Here is a 21,553-nt window from a genome sequence, read left to right on the forward strand (position 1 = left end):
ACCGGGAGCCGCGAAACCCCCATGGCACACTGGCCGGTCTACGCCCTCCACCAGACCCTCCACAAGAGCGCACGCTCCACGATCATCAGAGCCACTCGGCTGGATGACGGCGGGCCCGTCATCCTCAAGCTCCCCACGGAAGACAGCTTCGATCGACATCGTTCGCTCGAGCTGCGCCGAGAGTACGCCATCACTCGCCGTGTCGAGGGGGACGGCATCATCCGCACCCTGGGGCTCGAGGAGTTCCCTGGCGACCGGGTCGCGCTCGTCCTCGAGGACTTCGGCGGCTCCTCCCTGCATCACCTGTTGCAGGAGATCGGCCCGTTGGACGTGGAGACCTTCCTGGAGTTCGCCCTGCAGATCACCGGGGCGCTGGGACATGTCCACCGCCAGGGCGTCATCCACAAGGACATCAAGCCGCACAACCTCATCGTGAGCCCGGATACACGGCAGGTGAAGCTCGCGGACTTCTCGCTCTCCGTGGCGATCGCCATGGAGCCGGCCACTCCGGACAATCCCGCGCATCTGATGGGAACGCTGGCGTACATGGCGCCAGAACAGACGGGGCGCATGAACCGCGGCGTGGATTACCGAGCGGACTTCTATGCCCTGGGGGCCACCTTCTTCGAGATGCTCACGGGCCGCCTCGCATTCCCAGCCCAAACGGCACTGGAGTTGATCCACTCGCACCTGGCCCAACTCCCGCCATCGCCGCGAGACCTCGCTCCGGACGTGCCAGAGCCTCTCGCGAGCATCGTGCTCAAGTTGCTCTCCAAGGATCCCGACGCCCGGTACCAGAGCACCCGGGGACTCACCGCCGACCTGGAGGCGTGCCGGCACCAGCTGCGGATTCGAGGGCAGATCACCTCTTTTCCCCTGGGCGGCGCGGACCAGGCCCACGCCTTCCGCCTGCCCCAGGGGCTCTACGGGCGCGCCTCGGAGGTGAACCTGCTGCTCGAGACGTACTCGCGCGCCATCGCTGGCCACCCCCAGGTGCTGCTGCTCACAGGCTCCGCGGGGATCGGCAAGTCCTCACTCGTCAATGAGCTGCACCGGGAGCTCGCGGCCAGCAAGGGCCGGTTCGCCGCGGGCAAGAGCGATCAGTTCCGCCGAGACGTCCCCTTCGATGCGATCGATCAGGTGCTGCGCCAGCTCGTGAGCCAGACGCTCGCCGAGGGCGAGGCCGAGAGCGCGGAGCTCCGCCAGCGCCTCCTGGAGGTGCTGGGCGGCAACGCCTCCGTGCTGGCAGAGGCGGTTCCAGAGACGCGCTCGCTGCTGGGAGAGCAGGCCCCGCCCATGGCGGTCCCCGCGGACAAGTCCAAGAATCGCCTCGCCCTGACGTTGGCACGAGCGCTCCAGGCGTTCGCTGTTCCTGGACGGCCTCTCTGCCTCTTCCTGGATGATCTCCAGTGGGCCGATGGCGCCACGTTCTCGGTGGTGCAGGAGCTCGCTCACGGCTCCGGGAACGCTCCCCTCCTGCTGGTGGGCGCATATCGCGATGCCGAAGTCTCCAGGACGCACTCCCTGGCGCGCGTGCTGGATGCGCTGAGAGCCACCAGTGCCCCGCTGGTGGAGCTCCACCTCGCGCCGCTCGGCACCCAGGAAGTCGCTCGGATGGTGCGAGAGGTCACCGCGGCGGACGACAGCCGCGCCCTGGAGCTTGGCGCCTTCATCCAATCCAGGACGCGAGGCAACCCCTTCGCCGTCAAGCAGTTCCTCCGCTTCCTCCATGAGAAGGGCCTGCTGCGCTTCGACACGCACAGCGGACAATGGGACTGGGATCTCACGAGAATCGAGGTCGCCGAGATCCCCGACGACATCGCGGGATTGCTCGCGGAGTTCCAGCAGCTCCCCGAGGAGGTGGGGGAGCTCCTGGGGATTGCCGCCTGCCTGGGCGTGGCCTTCAGCTTCCGTGAGCTGACCGTGGCGCACGCCATCTCGAGAAACGAGACGGCCCGCGTGCTCTGGAGCGCCATCGAGGGTGGATGGGTGCTGCCGCTCAGCAGGGACTACCTGTTGTTGGATCCCCAGGGTGCGGGCGTCCCCGCGGACCTGGAGCTGCCGTTGCGCTTCCTGCACGACAAGGTCCGCCAGGCGGCCTACTCGCTCATTCCCCAGAGCGAACGCGCTCAGTGCCATGTGAACATCGGCCTGCGCCTGCTCGAGGATGCGCGCGCGCAGGGGGTGATGGAGGAGCGGATGTTCTCCATTCTTCCGCACCTGGGCCATGGCCCCTCACTGATCACCTCCCCTTCGCTGAAGCTCGAGTTGGCGGACCTCCACCTGAGGGCGGGCCGCCGTGCGAAGACCTCGGGGGTCTACCCCACCGCTTGCGAGCTCTTTCGGACGGGGGCGCTGCTGCTGCCCCCCGATGCCTGGGAGCGCGAGCATGCGCGGGCCTTCGCGCTCCAGATGGAGCTGGCCGAGACCCGCTACCTGTCTGGGGAGTTCGACGAGGCGCAGTCCCTGTTCTCCACGCTGCTCGACCGGGCCCGAACCCCGGCGCAGCGTGCGGGCGTCCATGCCTTGCAGGCGATGCTCACGGCGCTGTCGAGTCAGCACGGCAGGACCCTGGAGCTCGGGCTCGAGGGGCTGCGCCTCCTGGGCATCGAGATTCCCCGGGCTCCCGATCGCGCGATGATCGCCGCGGAGATGCAGGTGGTGGTCTCCCGGCTCGGTGGCCGCAAGGCGACGGACCTGCTTGGCCTGCCCGGGACGAGCGATCCGAACGTGGAGCTGTCCATCGCCCTGATCACCAACATGCTGACGTCGGCCTTCTACAGCGATCGGGAGCTCTTCGCGTTGCTCGCGCTTCGCAGCGTCAGGCTCTCGCTGGAGCACGGCAACAGCCGGCTCTCGGCGCTCAGCTATGTGACGTACGGGAGTTTCCTGTCATCCGCCCTGGATGATCCCATGACGGGCTGGGAGTTCGGCCAGCTCGCGACCGCGATCGCCACGCACCTCCAGGATTCCATCCTGCTCTCTCGCGTCTGCTACGTGCGCACGGCGCTGATCGACCACTGGACTCACAGCGTGCGCACAGCGAACGCGGAGATGGCCGAGGCGCATTGGCTCGCCCTGGAGCTCGGAGACTGGGTCCATGCGGGCCACTGCCTGCTGACGCTGCTCTGGCGGCGCTTCGCCGTGGGAGACCCGCTCCTGGAGCTCCTGAAGGAGAACCGCAGGCTCATGGAGTTGCTCGAGAAGACCCGGGACGTGGGCTCTCTCTCCAGCTGCCGCCACTTGCATCAGGCGATCCAGGTGCTGCAGGGGTCCAGTGACGAGGTGCCGACGAGCAACCCCGAGGGCCTGACGCAGACGGCCCAGATGACGCTGTACGTGTGCCAGGCCGAGCTGAACTTCTTCCTGGGCCGAGCCCCCCAGGCCCTGGCGGCGCTCGAGAAGGCCCTGCCGCTCCTCCCGTTCCACTCCGGCCTCTTTCGACTGAGCACTCACGCCCTCTTTCATGTCTTGAGCGCGTCCGAGGTCTTTCCAGGCGCCAGCGAGGCGAGGAAGCAGGAGCTGCTCGCGGCCATGGAGCAGCGCCATGCCTACCTCGAGAAGTGCGCGCGCCGGGCTCCGGAGAACTTCGCGCCCTATCACCTGCTCGCCACCGCGGAGCTCTCGCGCGTGAAGGGGCGGGAATTCGAAGCGGTCGCCCAGGAGTATGCGCGAGCCATCGCCTCGGCCCGCACCAGCCAGTTCCTGTGCATGGAGGCGCTTGCCAACGAGCGGGCGTTCCAGTTCTACAAGAGCCAGGGCCATTCCTCCCGGGCGCTCGCATTCCTGCTCGATGCGCTCGATGCCTATGAGCGCTGGGGAGCGTCCAGCAAGGTTCGCAGGTTGAGCGCGGAGCATGCGGACTTCCTGGCGACCTGGAGCCACTCGCTCCAGCGCTGGAGCGCCTCGCCCCGGCGTGCCGACCCCATCCCGCCGCCCCCGGACCTGGTGCGGGAGTCCATCTCGACGGCCTCATCGTCCAGCTCCGAGATCCTCGCGGAGAGGCTCGACGTGAGCTCGGTGATGAAGGCTTCGCAGGCCATCTCCAGTGAGCTGCTCTTCCCGCAGCTCGTCTCCACCCTCATCCAGATCGTCATGGAGAGCGCAGGGGCCCAGCGGGGCGTCCTGGTGCTCAAGCGCGGCGAGGACACCTATGTCGAAGCCGTGGGCGAGGTGGGCAACCCGGAGGGTCCTCGGATCGCCGCGGAGCCGTTGGCCCAGAGCCAGGCGCTCTGCCTCGCCATCGCCCAGCAGGTGCTGAACAGGGGGACCCACGTGCTCCTCGATGACGCCTCCGCCGAGGTGGCGTTCCGCGAGGATCCGTACATCCAGGGTCTCCGCATCCGCTCCGTGCTCTGCGTCCCCCTGCTCCACCGCCGCCAGGTGGTGGGCCTCTTCTACCTGGAGAACAGCCTCACTCCTGGCGCCTTCAGCGCCGGCAGGCTCGAGGTGCTCAGCATGCTCTCGGCCCAGGCCGCCATCTCCATCGAGAATGCCGGGCTGTACGGCAAGCTCGAGGAACACAGCCGGACCCTCGAGCAGAAGGTCGGTGAGCGCACGGAAGAGCTCCACCAGAAGAACACCCGGCTGCTGGCGACCCTGGAGACGCTCAAGTCCATGCAGCTGAGGATCATCACCCAGGAGAAGCTCGCGTCCCTGGGCACGCTCACCGCGGGCATCGCCCACGAGCTGAGGAACCCGCTGAACTTCGTGAACAACTTCGCGGAGCTCTCGCTGGAGTTCCTGATGGAGCTCCGCGGGGAGTTCAGCGGTCCGCAGCCCCCTTCTCCCGCGCAGTGGAAGAGGCTCGGCACCGCCCTGGAGGAGCTGGCGCAGAACGTCTCCAGGGTCCACGAGCATGGCCTGCGCGCCAGCAACATCATCGCGGGGATGCTGCAGCACGCACGCACCCATCGCGGGGATCCCCAGCTCGTTCAGATCAACCCGCTGGTGGAGGAGGTCATCCGCTTCGTTCAACACAGCCTGAGGGCTCGGAGCCCGCCGCTCCACGTTCCCATCGAGACGTCCTTCGACCCGTCCGACCCGGCGCTGCTGCTGGTGCCGGAGGACATGCGCCGTGTCATCGTCAACTTGGTGGACAACGCCTGTTACGCGGCCCACAAGAGGGCTCAGCGGCTCGGGCCTCCAGCCGAGCCCCACGTGAAGGTGTCCACGCGGTGCGTGGGGGGCATGGTGGAGCTCCGCGTCCGCGACAATGGCGACGGCGTGCCTGAAGGCCTGCGCGACAAGCTCTTCACGCCTTTCTTCACCACCAAGCCTCCGGGAGAGGGCACGGGCCTGGGCCTCTCGCTCTGCCACGACATCGTCGTCGTCTCGCTCGGAGGGGAGTTGCGCCTGGAGTCCCAGGAAGGGCAGTTCGCGGAGTTCATCATCACCCTGCCCGAAGCCTCTCCGCGCCAGCAGGCGGTTTGACTCCCTGCTGGCTTCGGGGCGCGTTGACACCCCCGGTCCCGGCTTCTACTCTCCGAGGCAGTCTTCCCTCCGAGCCGGAGATCCGGGTGAGTCGTTCGCGTGCCATCGCTCTGCTGCCTGTGCTGCTCGTGGCGGGGCTCGCCGCCGCGCAGGGCGCGGGCACCGGCAAGGCGCCCGGCTCCGACAAGGGCATGCCCTTCCTGGAGAAGGCCAGTGGGGTGAAGGATCCGGAGAAGCTCGAGCGCAGCTCCCAGGCGCTGGTCGGCATGCGGACCGCGCTGCGCGAGGTGCTGGAGAAGCTCGAGGAGGCCCGCCGCACCAAGGACGTGGTGAAGCTCAACTGCGTCAACCAGAAGCTCACGCAAATCAAGGGCCTGCTACGCATCTCCGAGACGGCGGACGTAGCGCTCCAGGAGGCCGTCACCCGCCAGGACAGCACCTCCAGCGAGCACGAGTTCACCAAGGTGATGATCGCCAACCAGAAGGTGGGCCAGCTCCGCGCGGAGACCGAGGAGTGCATCGGCCAGCTCGCCTTCCGCACCGACGAGAACCTCTCCGTCGAGGTGGAGGAGCCGCAGGATCTCCCCGGGGGCGACCCTACCCGGCCCGGCGCTCCGCCCGACGTCATCATCCGGCCGCCGCCCGCCAGCCCGACGCTCTAGGGCAGACGCACGCGCGGTAACAATCCAGGCCCCTGGAATACCAACAAATTTCTGCGGGCGCCCCAAAGCTGCGTGCTATGACCCCTCAAGGGCCCCTCGCCAGCAGTAGGGAAAGGTAGCCGGCACACCGGCGTGATCGTCTGAGTCATGACGCAGTCTGGCAACATCCGCTGGGCTCTGTGTGCGCTCGTGCTTGCGGTGTTGGGTCCTGCCGTGGCCTGGGCCCAGCAGCCTCCAGTGCCCGCCGGGGGCAATGGCATCAAGGTGGGAGAGGGGCGGCTGCACCCCTTCTTCGATCTGGAGATGCGGCTGGACAGCGCGGTGGGGTACTTCCCGGATCCGAGCACCGAGGATCCCAATGACGTGAAGTCGAGCCTGTCTCCGGAGCTGGTGCTGCGGCTGCGGCCGGGGCTGAAGTTGGATGTGCCCTCGTCGAAGCTGGCGCTGCATGCCTCCGGGCGGCTGGAGTACGTGCGCTACACGGGGCTGCTGACGAAGCAGTCCACGTACGGCTCGCACCTGGAGGGCGCCGCGGACCTGTCGGCCCACTTCAACCCCGAGGGGCAGGTGGGCATCGTGCTGGCGGATCAGTTCCTGCGCTCGGATCAGACGAGCAACGCGGCGCTGGGCGCGGGGGTGCTGTCGCTCTTCAACGAGGCGCGTGTCTCGGTGCCCGTCAAGCCGGGTGGCGGCGCGCTGGAGATCATTCCCGAGCTGGCCTGGGCGCTGGAGTTCTTCAAGCCCATCGGCATCGCCGTCCCCGTGGAGTGCACGGAGGAGGTGTGTGATCCGGCCTCCGTGGATCGGTTCGACTACACGAACGTGCGCGTGGGAGCGACGGGGCGCTGGCGCTTCCTGCCGAAGACGGCGGTGGTGGTGGAGACGGACCTGAACATCCGCGACTACCTGAGGAACACCACCAGCCCCAACGCGGTGCTGCTGCGCGCCATGGGCGGGCTGGCGGGCCTGGTGTCGGCGAAGATCGCGCTGACCGCCAAGCTGGGCTGGGGCTACAACTTCGGCAGCACGGGAGGCAGCACTCTCATCGGCCAGTTGGAGGGCAACTACCTGTTCAGCCCCACGATGACGTTCAAGGGGGGCTACATGCGGTCGCTGGACCCGGTGGCCGCGTATGGCCTGTTCCGGGATGACCGCGGCTACCTGGAGGCACGGGCCCTCTTCGGCGGGAAGCTGGTGCTGCACGGGCACGTCGGCGTCGACTTCCTGGGCTTCTATGACGCGGAACAGCCGCGCAGCGACACGCTGGTGACGGTGGACGCGGGGCCGGAGTACCAGTTCAAACCGTGGCTCGTGGGCGCGATGGGTTACTTGCTGACCACGCGCTCGTCCTCGGTGGCGGGCTCCGGCCTGAACTTCACGCGGCACGAAGGGTATCTTCGGCTGACGCTGGTGTACTGAGCCCCTGGTGATGCGCTCCCTGCCCGCTCTCTTCCTGACCCTGCTGCTCGTGGAGGCTGCCGCGTGCCGCTCGGCTGCCCCCGCTGCTCCCCTGCCCCTGCCCACGGCGGAGGACTCGCAGGCGGGCTCGGGACAGGCCAGCACGATGGGCCCCGGGGACATGGTGGAGGTGCGCGTCTTCCAGGAGCCGGACCACTCGGGAGTCTGGCGCGTGTCTCCCGAGGGCACCATCGACTATCCGCTGTGCGGGAAGGTGACGCTGGCGGGCCGGACTTCGAGCACGGCCGCGGATGCCTTGCAGGAGTGCCTCGCGCGCTACCTGCGCCGGCCCCAGGTGTCGGTGCTGATCCGCGAGTACAACTCGAAGAAGATCTTCGTCTTCGGCGAGGTGCAGAAGCCGGGCACGTTCCCGTACGACGGGGAGATGAGCATCATCCAGGCCATCACCCTGGCCGGCGGCTTCACGCGGACGGCCGCGCAGAACAGCACGAACGTGACGCGGCTCGTCGACGGGCAGGAGCGGAAGATCCGCGTGCCCGTGGAGGACATCGGGGTGGGCCGGGAGAAGAACTTCCTGCTGCAGCCCGGCGACATCGTCTTCGTGCCGGAGAGCTTCTTCTAGGCGCGCACTCCGGGCCCTCAGCCAAGAGCCGTGAGGACGAGGCGGCATTCCTCTTGAAGTACCTTGGCCAGTCCCGGCGCGCTCGCCAGCACGTCCCCATGCGTCACGTCGAACGGCGAGCCGTCGATCTGCGACACCACGCCGCCCGCCTCGGTCACGATCAGCGAGCCCGCACCGATGTCCCACGGCTTGAGGCGGAACTCGAAGAAGCCGTCGAAGCGCCCCGCCGCCACGTACGAGAGATCCAGCGCGGCGCTGCCCGTACGCCGGATGCCCTGGGCGTGGCGGATGAAGTGGTTCACGAGCCCCAGCGGCGCGTCCGGGCGCTCGCGCACGTCGTAGGGGAAGCCCGTGCACAGGAGCGCGCTCCCCAACTCCGTGGCGGCGCTGGCCTTCAGCGGGCGGCCATTGAGGGTGGCGCCCTGGCCGAGCGCCGCGGAGAAGAGCTCGTCGCGCATCGGGTCGTACACCACGCCGGCCAGCACTCCGCCCGGACCTTCCACCGCCACGCTCACGCTGAAGTGCGGCATGTGGTGGGCGTAGTTCGTCGTGCCATCCAGCGGATCGACGAGCCAGCGCAGCCCCGAAGAGCCCTCGGAGGCCCCACTCTCCTCGGCCAGGATCGAATGGTGCGGGTAGCTCTCGCGCAGGAAGCGGAGCAGCACTTCCTCGGAGGCCTTGTCCGCGTCGGTGACGAGATCGATGCCCGTGCGCTTGAACTCGATGGTGCGCTCCCCCTGGAAGCGCTCGGCCAGCACGCGGCCGGCGAGGCGGGCGGCCTCCTCCGCGGTGCGGCGCAGCGCCTCGGGCGTCTCCTGCTGCATGACTCGGTCTCCTGTGCTCACTGCGCGCGCTCTGCGAGCAGCTGTTCGATCTCCGTCTGGTACTTCTGGAGGAACTCCTCCGCGAAGCCCTCGTGGGTGAAGCGCACCACGCCCTTGCGGTCCACGATGAAGGTGGTGGGCATCATCTTCACGCCCAGCGTCTTCTCTGCCACCTGCGCGTTTTCGTCCACGAGGATGGGCAGCGCCACCTTCACCTCCTGCAGGAAGGCGGGGATGGCGCGCGAGTCCTCGTCCACGTTCAGCGCGTACACCTTGAGCCCGCGCGAGCCGTACTCCTTGGCGAGCGACTCGTAGAGCGGCAGGGCGTCCCGGCACGGCTCGCACCAGGTGGCCCACACGTCCAACAGCACCACGCTGCCGCGATCGCTGGCCACGGTGTAGGGCGAGCCATCCGGGTAGCGCTTCACCTGGAAGGCCAACGGGTCGCGAAGAAAGCCCCGGGACTGGCCCAGCTCCCCATCGGCCACCATGGGTGCCGCGCGATCGCCCGCGACGAGCGCAGGCAATTCGTGGTTCTGCGCGCAGCTGGCCAGAATCAGGAAGCCGAGTGCTCCAACCAAGGTCCGCATGGGTTAGCCCTCCCCTGCCCGGGCCTCGAGGGCCTTGAGCAACTTGTCGATGAAGCCCCCGAAGGCGCCGTTGCTCATCACCAGCAGCACGTCGCCGCGGCGGGACTCGCGGGCCACACGCTCCACGAGCGAGGGCACATCCGTCGAGGAGTCGGCCTCGATGCCCTGGGCCTTGAGTGCTTCGCAGAGCCGAGGCACGTTCAGCTCCTCGTCCACGGGCACCTTGTCATGGCGCTCGGGCACCTTGAGGCTGGCCCGCGCGGCGCCGGTGAAGGCGTGGGCGTAGTCCTCCTGGTGGATGTTGCGGCGGCTGGTGTTGGAGCGTGGCTCGAAGATGGCCCACAGGCGCCGCTGCGGGTAGCGGTGGCGGATGGCGGCGATCGTCTCGCGCACGGCGGTGGGGTGGTGCGCGAAGTCGTCCATCACGAGGATTCCGTGAGGCTCGCCGCGCACTTCCTGGCGCCGCTTCACGCCGCGGAAGCTGGCCAGGCCCTTGGCGATCTGTTCGAAGGACAGCCCCAACCCGCGCGCCGCGGCGATGACGCTCAGCGCGTTCTCCACGTTGTGCGCACCGGACATTTGCATCCGCGCCGTGCCAATCACAGTGCCGCGCTCCACCACTTCGAAGCTGGCGCCCTCGGGGCTGAAGGAGACGTTGCGAGGAGTGTAGTCCGCCTGGGCGCCCTCCTTGGCCACGTACGTCACCACCTTGGCCGAGGTGAGGCCCGCGATGCGCAGCGCGTTGGGGTACGCGGCGCAGACGACGAGTTGGCCATCCGCGGGAACGAGCTTCACGAACTTCTCGAAGGTAGCCTCGTAGTGCGGCAAGTCCCTGAAGATGTCCGCGTGGTCGAACTCCACGCTGGTGAGGATGGCGGTGCGCGGCTGGTAGTGGAGGAACTTGGAGCCCTTGTCCCAGTACGAGGTGTCGTACTCATCGCCCTCGACGACGAAGTGCGGCCCCTTGCCCACGCGGTAGTTGCCCGCGTAGTTCTGGGTGACGCCGCCCACGAGGAAGGACGGATCCTGACCGGCCTCGACGAGCACATGGGCCATGAGCGAGGACGTGGTCGTCTTCCCGTGGGTGCCAGCCACCACCACCGAGTGGGCGCGCTTGAGGAAGAGCGAGCCGAGCGCCGCGGGGAAGCTCATCTGGGGCACGCGGCGGGTGCGCACCTCGGTGGCCTCGGGGTTCACCCGGCGGATGACATTGCCAATGATGACCAGGTCCGGCTTCGCCGCGTCGAGGTTCTCGGGCTTGTAGGGGGTGAGGACGGGGATCTTCCACGCCTGGAGCATGTCGCTCATGGGCGGGTAGACGTTCTCGTCGCTGCCGGTGACTTCGTAACCAGCGGCCTTGAGCATGCCCGCGAACGAGCCCATGCCCGTGCCCGCCACGCCCACGAGGTGGATGCGTCGTACAGCGCCAGGCTCGAGGGTCTCCAGGACGTTTCCGTTGTCGTCAGCCATGGTTCCTTGCGTCAGTGGGTCGGGTCGGCGATTCCGAGCGCCTCGACCACGAAATCGTGAAAGAAGGGCCGGAAGTCGCGGATGCGCAACTCCTTGCGGCCATGAGCCACGCGGTTGGTGACGAGCGCCACCACGAGCGCGCGGCGCAGGTCCACCCAGAGGCTGGTGCCGGTGAAGCCCAGGTGGCCCACGGCGCCCGGCGACGAGTTGCCGATGAAGTGGCCGGCGCTGGAGTGCTCCACCGAGGGCGAGTCGAAGCCCATGCGGCGCGTGCTGCCGGGACGGAACGGATCGGTGACAAGCATACGGTGCCACAACGGGCCGGGGGCGAGCGTGGGGATACCGGCGCACCCGTCCAGCACGGCCTGGCCGAAGCGGGCCACATCCACGGCGGTGCCGAAGAGGCCTGCGTGGCCGCTGACGCCGTCCATGACCCAGGCGTTGTCATCATCCACCTCGCCGGGAGGGCTGGAGCGGGTGGGCAGCTCGCCCCACATCTGCTCCTGGCCGGGAGCGGGTTCGCGAGGGCGAGTGGAGCCCGTGGGAGCCACCTTGCCGTCCGTGGGCAACTCGGAGAGACGGTGGAAGCGCGCGCCGAGGCCGAGCGGCTCGGCAACGTACTGGTTGAAGAGAAAATCCAGGGGCTTGCCCGCGGCGCGGGAGAGGATCTCCCCGAGGAGGATGAAACCGACGTCACTGTAAGCCGTGAGGGTGCGCAGCGGAGCGACGAGGGGCGTCCGGGCAGCGGCCTGGACCACCTCCTCGCGGACGCGGGCGCGGGTGGCCTGGGAGCAGGCCGGGTCGAGCAGCTCCGGGGTGGAGGTGAGCGCCTGGGCGAAGAACGGGACGAAGGGCGGCAGACCGGAGCGGTGGTAGAGCAGATCCGCCACGGTGGCGCCGGCCTCGGAGACGGGGACGCCGGGGAAGAAACGGGCCACCTGGGTCTCGGGACCGACCTTGCCCTCGGTCCACAGGCGCAGGAAGAGCGAGGTGGTGCAGAGCACCTTGGTGACGGAGGCGAGATCGAACCGGGTATCGCCCGTGGCCGCGCCGGCGACTCCGCCGAAGACCTGGACGCCCCGGTGGAGCACCACGGCCTGGGCGGCGGGGAAGATGCCTCCAGCCACCGCGCCTTCGAGGACGCCCTGAAGGTTGCTGATGGGGTGGTTCACTCGCGCACCGCGCCTTCGAGGAAGGTGAGGCGCGCCTCGCCCGCGTCCAACCGCACCAGGGTGCCAAGGGACACGGGATAGTTCAGGGAGCCATGGCCGATGGGGAAGCCCGCGGCGCAGGGCAGCCGGATCTCCTCCGCGAGCGAGCGCAGCACATCCGCGCTGGAGTACTCAGCGTTTCTTTCCTCGCAGTCGGTGAAGTCGCCGAGGACGATGCCCTTCACTCGTTTGAAGACTCCAGCGAGCCGCAGGTGGGTCCACATGCGATCCAGGCGGTAGGGGCGCTCGCCGATGTCCTCGAGGAGCAGCACGGCGCCATCCAGCGAGGGCAGATAGGGCGTGCCGAGCAGCCGGGTGACGAGAGAGAGGTTCCCCCCGATGAGCGGGCCCTCGACGACACCGGGGACGTAGGGAGCGGAGCCGGAGAGCGGAGGTGGAGGCTCGGGGGACTCGAGGAGGCGGAAGAGGCGCTCCTGGACATCCGGAGGCTGCTTGCCGAGTTGGGTGAGGACGGGACCGTGGATGGAGACGCGACCGAGGGCCTGGAGCGCGAGGTGGAGCGCGGTGATGTCCGAGAAGCCGACGAGCATGGAGGGAGCCATGTCGGCGAGCGGCAGGTCCGGAAGGAGGCGCATGCTCCCGTAGCCACCACGGGCGCAGAAGATGGCGCGGGCGCGCGAGTCCAGAAGAGCGCGGGAGAGCTCCTCGCGGCGGCGCCGGTCATCCCCGGCAAGGTACCGGTGCGCATCGAAGAGATCGGCACCGAGCAGGGGCGAGTACCGCTGGGCGATGAGGTTGAAACCAGCCTCGAACCCGGCCCGATCGAAGGGGCCAGCGGGGGCGACGACGTGAACGGGGTCCCGAGGACGAAGGAGGAGCGGCTTCTGCCAGCGCACGGGCGTCTTCATAGCACCGAGAACGGAGGGGGCGCGGGTCTTCGGGAGGAGCCATGGGAGCAAGCGTCCAAAACCCTCCTCCCCAGCCCTCCCCTACCCCGAGCGTTCGAGCACGGCGGCGAAGAAGGCATCCGTCCCCTGGCGGTGGGGGGAGCAGACGAAGAATCCCTCCTGGAGGCACTCGGGACGGAGCCACCCCGCACCGGGAGGAACGAGCCTGAAATCGGTCTGCTGGCGGAGAAAGCCGGAGACCAGGTCCTGGTTCTCGGCACGGTTCACGGTGCAGGTGGCATAGACGAGCCGTCCCCCTGGGCGGACCAGCTCGGCGGCCCGGGCGAGCAGCTCGCGCTGGAGGGGGACGAAGTCCGAGAGGACGGAGGGGTCCTTGAGAAAGCGGAGATCGGGCCCCCGGCGGAGGGAGCCCAGCTCGGAGCACGGGGCATCCACGAGGACGCGGTCCACGGAGAGGCCCGAGGGGGGGGCCCGGAGTACCTGGACCCGGGTGAGTCCCGCGCGGGAGCACCTTTGAAGGAGCCGGTCGAGCCGCTCGGCATCGGGGTCATGGGCGAGGAGCCGGCCCTGGTTGCGCATGGAGGCGCCGAGCAGGAGCGTCTTGCCCCCGGCGCCGGCACAGAGGTCGAGCACGGTCTCCCCGGGCTGGGCCTCGACGAGGAGGCCGAGGAGCTGACTGCCCTCGTCCTGGACCTCGAAGAGGCCCTGCTGGAGGGACGGGAGACCGTAGAGGTTGGGTCGAGGTCCCTTCACCTGGAGTGCGAGCGGGCTCCAAGCCCCAGGTAGGGTCTCCACACCCTCGGAGATCAGGCGTTGGGCGAGGGCCTCACGGGAGGTTCGCAAGGAGTTCACCCGGAGCGAGATGGGCCCTGGGACATTGAGGTGGGAGCAGAAGTCCTCTGCCTCGGGCCCCCATTCCTGGGCGAAGTGCTCGGCCAGCCAATCCGGGAGGGAGGCGCGGAGGGCCAAAGATGGGGGCTCCTGGGAGGCCAGGTCGGGAGGGGCCTCCACCCCGGCCAGCAAGGCGGCCTGGGCCTGGGGGACCCCGGCGAGCCTGTGCAGGAGCGCATAGAGGAGGAGCGAGGTGGGAGCGTCCGGCTGACCCAGGAGGTAGCCGAGGCGTCGGCGCCAGAGGCCGACATTGAAGAGGGCCTCCTTGAGGGCCTGGCGCTGTTCCCGGGAGAGGGAGCGGTGGGAGCGGAGGGTGCGATCCAGGACGCGTTCGGCGGGGGAGCCGGCGAGGACGAGGGAGAGGGCTTCAGAGGCAATAGGGGCGAGTCCAGCGAGGGCGGACCAGGGCTGGAAGCGCAGGCGAGCGAGCGGATCCAATCGATCTGTTGACAGGTGAGGCTCCGTTCTCTAGAAATCGTCCCCGTCGCAACGGCCACGGGTCGCGGCGGCGGACATATTCCCCGATAGCTCAGCTGGTAGAGCGGGTGACTGTTAATCACCATGTCCGTGGTTCGAGTCCACGTCGGGGAGCACAAGATCGAAGGGCCTTGAGCGAAAGTTCGAGGCCCTTTTCTTTTGCTCAGTAGAACGAGTCGAGCAGATCGTCGATGCGCTCCCGGAGCGCTGTCAGTGCGCGCGAGGTGAGCGTCATAGCCCTGCGCGGAGCGGAAGGGGCCGACGTTGAGCGCATCCTGCGTCCATCCCGGCAGGGTGGTGAGGGTGGGTTCAGGGACCACGTCCACGATGCGGCCGGAGGGCAATCGGAGCGTCACTCGAGCGTCTCCAGGTCCGTCCACTCACTGTGGACATCGGACTCCCAGCCGCGCCAAACCCATTGACCTGAACGCCATTCCACTGCAAGGCAACACTTTCCCTGTTCGGCGACGCGTCGTTTATCGACGAAGAAGAAGACGAGCGCCCAAACGGCCACGTCACCATCATCCTTCCGGGTCGTCAGCAGCTTCACGACGAGCTCGATGATGATTCCCGGGTGCGGCGACCCAACCACTCCCTCAAGCGTCGCGGAGGCAGCATCGACCTCAAGGCTCTCGCTCCCTTCTACGAGCCGCAGCTGGCAACCGAGGAACACCGAGAGGGCCCGGCTCCACTCGACGTGCTCCGACCAGACGTCGGCAGTCTTCATCGTTCAGTGTCCACTCGCACGTAGGCGTCCCGCATCTCGGGGTCGATCCAGCCTGATGAAATTGCACGTTCTGAACAGGCCCCATAGCGCGAGAAGTTTTCACGCCCCTGGCGAAGAGTCATATGGTTGGGCGAGCTGTAGTGGTCAGGCACATCCGAGCCATCGTCCTCCCAAAAGCACACGTTGCAAATCGTGTACTCCCCGCGCTCGGGAAGTGACCTGTAGTGGCAGCAGGGACACACATGCAGTGTCTCGGGTTCCCCTTCGACAGTGTTCACCTGGATTCCAAGAGATTGAGCCTTCCGCTGAAGGTATGCGTTTTTCACTCCGCGATAACGACGAGAGATCCCGACAGCGAGCAGCGGTTCGTACCGTGGATCGAGTGGCTCCCCTGGTTCATCGCAGGATCGCATCTCTTCCTGGAGGTGAGGAGGGAGTGAACTCCATGCACGGTCTTCCGGCCCCAAGCCCCACCAATCCAGGAGCATGCTCCTCCGCTGCTCATCAGACAGCGCAGCAGCTTCCAGTCGAGAAAGTTGTGCGATCAACTCATCACGTCTCATGGCTTCCCTCCCAGACTTCTAGCCAACTCAACGGCGGCCGCAAACGAGTCTGGGTCTCGGAAATCTGCCTCATAGAATGTCCGAATCTCTCTATCTTTAAGATGCCCTATCAGCGTCTTGCGTGTGACAGGGTCATACTTGACGATGAAGTTGCCCACCGCCTTCTCCAAGAAACGCTTGCTTTTCTCCTGCGCAAACTCCTTCGCCATCTTGAGATACTGATTTTGGGTAATCTTTCCGCCAAACTCGCCCGCTTCCAGCACATGTTTGTTGAAGTGGCTGGCAAGCTTCCCATCAGAGAACCCCTTCCATCGAATAGATGATGCGAGTTCGCCAATCTGGCTTAGCCCCTCCGGGTGGCCGACGGCATCGGATGGGACTTCGACAGTTGAGTGCTTCCCCTCTGGCCCTGTCACCTCCTCTACCATCAAAGGAGCGCCGCCGGGGCTCTTCCCTGCACCGGCCATGGAACGAGTAGCGCCCCGAGGCTCGGGCTTGGCCTGGGACAACACAGCCTGAGCCCTGGCCAGATCGCCACGGGCCTCGTAGATAGCCACGGCGACCGGCTCTCCCCCGGCGGCCACCATGACAGCTGCCTCGCGACGGCCCTGAATGAGCCGCGCCAACTGCCCAAGGCCGTCTTCGCCAAGCCGCTCCCGCAGCCGTTCCACCACCTCCTTCAGCACCGGCAAGCGCAACTCGGGCACTTGTAGTCGCCCTCCTCTCTCCCCGACGCCCGCTGCTCCCTTGGCCTCGGAGAGGTAGCGCACTCCCTTGCCGCCAGCGTACAGGCCCACCATCAGCGCCGCGGGTGCCAGCTCCCGCGCGGCCTGCTCGTAGCGGCCTTGGTACAGCGAAGACACCCCGTGCCCCGTCCCCGCTGCCAAGTAGTAGAAGCCCAGCGGCACTCCGAACGTCATGGAGTCAAAGGTGCCCAGCGCCACGTGGCCCGGAGCGAAGTGCTCTCTCGTCAGGGCCCGCTCCGTCTCATCGAAGGCCTCCTGGTAGGGCGGGGGCAAGTGGGCTCGTGTGGCGAACACGCCTCCTCCGCGGGCCCCATCCATCGCGGGGATGGTGGAGGCCACGTCGTCGGCGGCACGGCCCAAACCTCGCACCACGTCACGGAGTTGCTCCTCCCGCTCCGGATAGTCCGAGAGCTTGAAGCCCCGCTGCTCCAACGCCTCGCGCACGGCCTCCATCGGCCCCAGCGTCTGTTCCAGTTGCTTGTCCCTGGCCAGCAGCACCAGCAGCTCGCGCACCTCGTCATCGAAGGCCGTGTCGAAGAGGAAGAGGGTGAGCACCTGGGCGTAGGCCCCGTACTTCCGGGTGGCAGTGACGAGGAAGGAGAAGCGCTTGCGCTGGAGCACCTCTGCGGCCCGGGACTCCATAGGCCCCAGCGCACCGAGCCTCACTGCGTTCCAGTCGTCCAACGCCTCCACCAGCCGCGGCATATCCACCCGGCGCTGTAGAGCGAGGAACTCGCCGGGCGAGGTGCACTGAAAGAAGGGAGCCAGCAGTTCTTCATCCCACCAGGAGGAGGAGTCCGGCCAGCCTTCCGGCACGGCCTGCCCCCCGCATGAGGGTGGGCCTTCCGGGGAGGGCTGCACGCCGGCCGCCTGGCGCAGGGCCATCTCCTCCGCGCTCACCACCGCTACGTCCGTGCCCACCACAGGTGCGCCGTGGCGGCGCCTCAGCCGCACCCGCGCTCTCTTCTCCCACGTCGTGGCAACCGAGTGTGTCTGGGCCGAGTGGGCTCCCGAAACCGGCTCGTCTCGCAGCACCTCGGCAGGGACGTGAGGATCGCCTGCCCTGGGCAGCGGCGGCAGCGTGGCGCAGCCCGTGGCGAAGAGGGCGGCTGCCATCCCCAGCACCACCCACCTGGGCCTCCGCACTTCACCGCGCATCGTCCACCCCCATGCCCAAGGAAGAGAAGGCCACCGGGCTCAGCGTCCCGTCTGCCCCCGGGTAGAGCCGCGTGCCGCCCTGAGCCAGCGCGTACAGCCTGCGGGTGAAGCGCCAACGCACCTCCGCCGAGTACAGGTGGCGCGCTCCCGGCTGGCCCAAGCCCCGTGCCAGGCCACTCACCGCCACATCGAGGCTCCGAGCAGCCAACTGCACCGCCAGGCGCCCGTCCACGTCCACCCGGCCCCAGTCGAACACCTCCGCGCCCACCGAGAGGTGCAGGTGGCGCTGCAGCACCTCTCCCAGCCGCACTCCATCCCAGCCCACCACCGCCTCGCCGTAAGCGGAGAACCCCTCGGGGAAGGACGCCTGCGTCACCGGAGTTCCGGAGCGGCTCACCGCGCTCAGCCGGTCCAACTCGTAGTCCGGCCCGAAGTACCCCTGGCGGAAGCCCCCTCGCTGCCGCCGCACCTCCAGCCGCAGCTTCATGTCCAAGGTGGGCGTCAGCGCGTCCGCGCCCAGGCCCACCACCGCTCCCCAGGCGGCTGGCGCATCCGGGCGCCCTCCCCACCCGGCCAGCACGTGCAACTCGAAGCCAGGGCGCACCATCACCACCGCCGTCCCATCCACGTGCGCCAGCGTCACCTGCGGCGACTGTCCGCCGGCACTGCCCCACTCCCTCACCGCCGACAACCCCAGCGTGTAGCGCCCCGGCTCTCGCAGAGGGCCCGTGAGCACGTGAGCCAGATCCACCTCGGCTTGCGCTCCCACCAAGCGCGCACCCAGCATGTCCGAGCTGAAGGCCTCCACGAACAGAGGGCCCACGGTGCTCGTGAGGTACCCACCTGCTGGGTGGTAGTCCGGGTTGGCCCGGTTGGAGTAGCGCCGCACCAGATGCCCAGAGAGCAGACTGTAGTCCTCCAACGCCCCCACCCACAACGCCACCGCGGACGCCTCGCTGCCCAGCTTGAGCGCTCGCACCACCTGCCCCCAGTCCGACAGGCTGTCCCAGTCCTCCTTCCGCACCCGCCCCGCTCCCGCCTCCCCTCCCCACAGCCGCAGCCGCACCGGGGCACCCAGGTGCAGGCCCCATGCTCCTCCGCCGTCCACCACCAGCATCGGACTCAGCTGCGCCCACCCCTCCTCCCCTCCTGCTCCTCCGCGTGGCAGCAGCATCAGCGTGCTGGCCTCCAGCCGGGCCAGGGCGTGCCACCGGCCAAGCCCGCGCGGCGCAGGCTGCGCCTCAACTGGGAGCACGGACTCGATCTGGGAAGGCGCGTTGTCGGACGCGACCTCCACCCCTTCAACCTGAGCCAGGAGCAGCCAGACCGCCAGTGCGTGCGTCATGGGGCCGTCCGCGAGTGGAGGGGAGGCCCGCCTCGTGTGGGGCGCGTGGCACCCGCGCACCACCGCATGGACACCGCCAGCCTCGCAGCCAGCCCCTCTGCGAATCTCGAGAGCATGTGCGCCCCCCCAGCATGGGTGAACGCCTCACCTTCTCACGCAGATCCGACAGGTTCTCTGCTTACACACGCAAGCCAGCGGACTCTCAGGAGAAGGGCCGTGAATTCTCTTAAGTCGCTGGGACCTCAATGGTAGGTTCGGCCTGGAATCCCATGCTCGGGAAGCCGTCCCTTGTCATGGACGAACCGGCCGACACAAAAGCTCCGGGAGGCATTGCGTGGCAACCCTGGACTCCATTGACCGTGCCGAGCGGGGCTGCTGCTCGTTCCGGTCATGCCGTGAGTGGGAACCTGAGCGTTGGAAAGGTCCTAACGGTGATCATCAAGGGGAAGCGCAGTGAGCGTATTCGACTCCCCTTGGGGGACCGATGCGAGCCAACCTCTTACAGTTCGCTGGAGCGAACGTTTGTTCAAGGTCCAGCCTTCGGCACGCGCTACACGCACCTGTCGGGTTGTCCGACAGGTTGGGACGGCTCTCCGTCGGCAGGGACTGCCGACCGGGCCCTGCGCTAGCATTCTTACCGCTCAGAGGGGAAGGTCAAGGGTGGGCCAAAGTGGGGCCCGACCCCGTCGATCCCTCAGTCTTCACGAACACATCGGAAACTTGTAAGACACTCCACTAGACTAGGGAGAGGTGACCACGTGCGTATCTCACGTGTCCGTATCGAGAACTTCCGCACCTTCAAGGCATTGGAGTTTCGAGGTGGCGACAGCGTCGTAGTTGTCGGCGAGAACAAAGTCGGAAAGTCAAACCTGCTTCACGCGCTGCGCCTCGTCTTGGATCCAAGCCTGCCCGACACCGCACGACAACTTCGGGAAGAGGACTTCTGGGATGGACTTTCTCGCCCCTTGAAGAAGACGGACGCAGTCGTCGTCGAGGTTGAGCTTGAGGGCTTTGAGAAGTCCGAACCGAAACTGGCCCTGTTAGCTGAGCATCTCATCAAGCCGAATCCAATGGTCGCTCGTCTGACCTACAAGTACCGAGCGAAAGGCAGCGCACCAGATGAGCCTGTTGTGCCGACAGACTTCGAGTTCGTCATGTTTGGCGGTGACCGCGAGGAGAACTACCTGAACTTCGAGGTTCGTCGGTCGCTTCCTCTGATTTTCTTCCATGCACTCCGCGACGCCGAGTCGGATCTGGAAAACTGGAGGCGGTCCCCGCTACGGCCGCTGCTTGATGATGTCGCAAAGAAGGTCGATGGAGCGAAGTTGAAGAGCATTGCCAAGGATGTCACCAAGGCGTCGGACGCCGTTGCCGGATTGCCGGAAGTGGACTCGCTCGCGAAGTCCATCGCTGAACGCATCCAGGACATGGTCGGCCCGGTTCACGCAATCGACACGACGATCCAAGTGGGGCCAACGGACCCGACGCGACTCCTTCGAAACCTGCGGTTGTACTTCGATCACGGGCGCAGAACCGTCTCAGAAGCAAGCCTTGGTTCAGCGAACGTGCTCTACTTGGCGCTTACGCTGCTTGAGTTTCAACGGCTAGTCGGAGCCGGCGACCTATTCCATACATTCCTCGCAGTGGAAGAACCTGAGGCCCACCTTCATCCTCACGTGCAGCGGCTTGTCTATCGCGACGCGCTGCGAACTTCTTCCGGCAAGCCCTCTGCCGACCGCACGGTCATTCTGACCACACATTCCCCGCACATTGCGAGCGTCACGCCCCTTCGCTCTCTCGTCTTGCTTTCGCGAAAGAACTCGGCGGGCACCAGTGCCACCTCGGTTGCAGGTCTCGATCTCGAAGCTGATGTAGTCGCAGACATTGAACGGTACATTGATGTCACCCGAGGAGAGATTCTCTTCTCGCGGTCAGTGCTCTTCGTCGAAGGGGAGGCCGAACGGTACCTGCTGCCCGCCATTTCCAGGCTAATGAAGAATGGTCAAGACTTAGACTCCCATGGAGTCTCGATTTGTTCGGTCTCCGGAACGCACTTCTCGTCCTATGTGAAGGTCTTCGGTCACGGATTCAAACTTCCCTTCGCAGTGATCACTGACGGCGACCCTGACGACCAGGGAATGCGTGTTGGGCTCAAGCGTGCAGTGCGCTTGGCGAAGATCCTCGACGAAGAGAGTCTGGACGACCTCGACGATACAGAGAAGACTAAGCGACTCAATGGCCTCGGCTTATTCGTAGGAGAAGAGACGCTGGAATGGGATCTGTTCAACGCGGGCCACCAGGATGAACTGTTGCAGAGTCTCATCGACTTGGCCGGCGGCAAGACGGCCTTGAAGCGGGCCGAGACTTGGCTCGCAAATCCTCCCAGTGTGACCAAGGACAAACTGCTCGCGGATGTCGAGTCGATTGGAAAGGGAAGGTTCGCCCAGCACCTTTCGACCAAACTCAAGGGGAACTTCTTCCCGGCATACATCACGAAGGCAATAAGGCATGCCATCAAGAGCGCCAGTGCCGAATAGGCTTGCATC

15 protein-coding genes and 1 tRNA gene are annotated in these 21,553 nt (G+C 67.0%); 6 read left to right on the top strand and 10 right to left on the bottom strand.

The window, feature by feature from the left end; all coding sequences use genetic code 11:
- The first annotated feature begins 21 nt into the window (after positions 1-21).
- The 4 genes from KY501_RS37830 to KY501_RS37845 all read left to right on the top strand — a co-directional run bounded on the left by KY501_RS37830 (position 22) and on the right by KY501_RS37845 (position 8,136).
- Positions 22-5,433 carry a trifunctional serine/threonine-protein kinase/ATP-binding protein/sensor histidine kinase gene (locus KY501_RS37830; RefSeq protein ID WP_224368741.1) on the top strand — a complete coding sequence of 1,804 codons (5,412 nt, stop codon included), beginning with the start codon at positions 22-24 and terminating at the stop codon, positions 5,431-5,433.
- 86 nt (positions 5,434-5,519) lie between these two features.
- Positions 5,520-6,095, top strand: a complete 576-nt coding sequence (locus tag KY501_RS37835) for a hypothetical protein (RefSeq protein ID WP_224368742.1) — start codon at positions 5,520-5,522, stop codon at positions 6,093-6,095.
- Positions 6,096-6,242: 147 nt separating this feature from the next.
- A complete protein-coding gene (locus KY501_RS37840; RefSeq protein WP_224368743.1) occupies positions 6,243-7,514 on the top strand; it encodes a hypothetical protein in 1,272 nt (423 codons plus the stop codon).
- Positions 7,515-7,524: 10 nt separating this feature from the next.
- Entirely contained in the window at positions 7,525-8,136 is a 612-nt protein-coding gene (locus KY501_RS37845) for a polysaccharide biosynthesis/export family protein (protein ID WP_224368873.1), read from the top strand.
- A 17-nt stretch (positions 8,137-8,153) separates the two neighbouring features.
- On the opposite strand, the gene KY501_RS37850 is transcribed toward KY501_RS37845, so the two are convergent.
- The 6 genes from KY501_RS37850 to KY501_RS37875 form a co-directional block, all read right to left on the bottom strand.
- The gene (locus tag KY501_RS37850) at positions 8,154-8,960 is read right to left on the bottom strand and encodes an inositol monophosphatase family protein (RefSeq protein ID WP_224368744.1); all 807 of its coding nucleotides are present in this window, start codon (positions 8,958-8,960) and stop codon (positions 8,154-8,156) included.
- 17 nt (positions 8,961-8,977) lie between these two features.
- Positions 8,978-9,550, bottom strand: a complete 573-nt coding sequence (locus tag KY501_RS37855) for a TlpA family protein disulfide reductase (protein WP_224368745.1) — start codon at positions 9,548-9,550, stop codon at positions 8,978-8,980.
- 3 nt (positions 9,551-9,553) lie between these two features.
- Positions 9,554-11,020 (bottom strand): UDP-N-acetylmuramate:L-alanyl-gamma-D-glutamyl-meso-diaminopimelate ligase, encoded by a 1,467-nt coding sequence (gene mpl / locus KY501_RS37860; RefSeq protein WP_224368746.1) that lies wholly within the window; start codon positions 11,018-11,020, stop codon positions 9,554-9,556.
- 11 nt (positions 11,021-11,031) lie between these two features.
- Positions 11,032-12,192 (bottom strand): serine hydrolase domain-containing protein, encoded by a 1,161-nt coding sequence (locus KY501_RS37865; protein ID WP_224368747.1) that lies wholly within the window; start codon positions 12,190-12,192, stop codon positions 11,032-11,034.
- Positions 12,189-13,100: a S66 peptidase family protein gene (locus KY501_RS37870; RefSeq protein ID WP_224368748.1), complete on the bottom strand. Its 912-nt coding sequence runs from the start codon at positions 13,098-13,100 to the stop codon at positions 12,189-12,191. Before KY501_RS37870 ends, KY501_RS37865 begins: the two co-directional genes overlap by 4 nt.
- Positions 13,101-13,181: 81 nt before the next feature.
- Positions 13,182-14,429: an RsmB/NOP family class I SAM-dependent RNA methyltransferase gene (locus tag KY501_RS37875; protein ID WP_255637161.1), complete on the bottom strand. Its 1,248-nt coding sequence runs from the start codon at positions 14,427-14,429 to the stop codon at positions 13,182-13,184.
- A gap of 80 nt (positions 14,430-14,509) precedes the next feature.
- Here KY501_RS37875 and KY501_RS37880 point away from each other — a divergent pair.
- A tRNA-Asn gene (locus KY501_RS37880) sits at positions 14,510-14,582 on the top strand.
- 238 nt (positions 14,583-14,820) lie between these two features.
- Here the strand turns inward: KY501_RS37880 and KY501_RS37885 are convergent.
- From KY501_RS37885 to KY501_RS37900, 4 genes are read right to left on the bottom strand one after another with little or no spacing between them, the layout of a single operon-like run.
- Entirely contained in the window at positions 14,821-15,195 is a 375-nt protein-coding gene (locus KY501_RS37885) for a hypothetical protein (protein WP_224368749.1), read from the bottom strand.
- The gene (locus tag KY501_RS54405) at positions 15,192-15,758 is read right to left on the bottom strand and encodes a CPCC family cysteine-rich protein (RefSeq protein WP_373691688.1); all 567 of its coding nucleotides are present in this window, start codon (positions 15,756-15,758) and stop codon (positions 15,192-15,194) included. The genes KY501_RS37885 and KY501_RS54405 overlap by 4 nt, the downstream gene beginning before the upstream one ends.
- Complete coding sequence (locus KY501_RS37895; protein WP_224368750.1) at positions 15,755-17,620, bottom strand: hypothetical protein; 1,866 nt, start codon at positions 17,618-17,620, stop codon at positions 15,755-15,757. Before KY501_RS37895 ends, KY501_RS54405 begins: the two co-directional genes overlap by 4 nt.
- A gap of 31 nt (positions 17,621-17,651) precedes the next feature.
- The gene (locus tag KY501_RS37900; protein ID WP_373691689.1) at positions 17,652-19,007 is read right to left on the bottom strand and encodes a hypothetical protein; all 1,356 of its coding nucleotides are present in this window, start codon (positions 19,005-19,007) and stop codon (positions 17,652-17,654) included.
- Between the two features lie 758 nt (positions 19,008-19,765).
- On the opposite strand from KY501_RS37900, the gene KY501_RS37905 reads away from it, so the two are divergent.
- Positions 19,766-21,544, top strand: coding sequence for an ATP-dependent nuclease (locus KY501_RS37905; protein ID WP_224368751.1), 1,779 nt, complete (start codon positions 19,766-19,768; stop codon positions 21,542-21,544).
- The last annotated feature ends 9 nt before the right edge of the window (positions 21,545-21,553 follow it).

The organism is Hyalangium versicolor, from assembly GCF_020103695.1.
Taxonomy (GTDB): Bacteria; Myxococcota; Myxococcia; order Myxococcales; family Myxococcaceae; genus Hyalangium; species Hyalangium versicolor.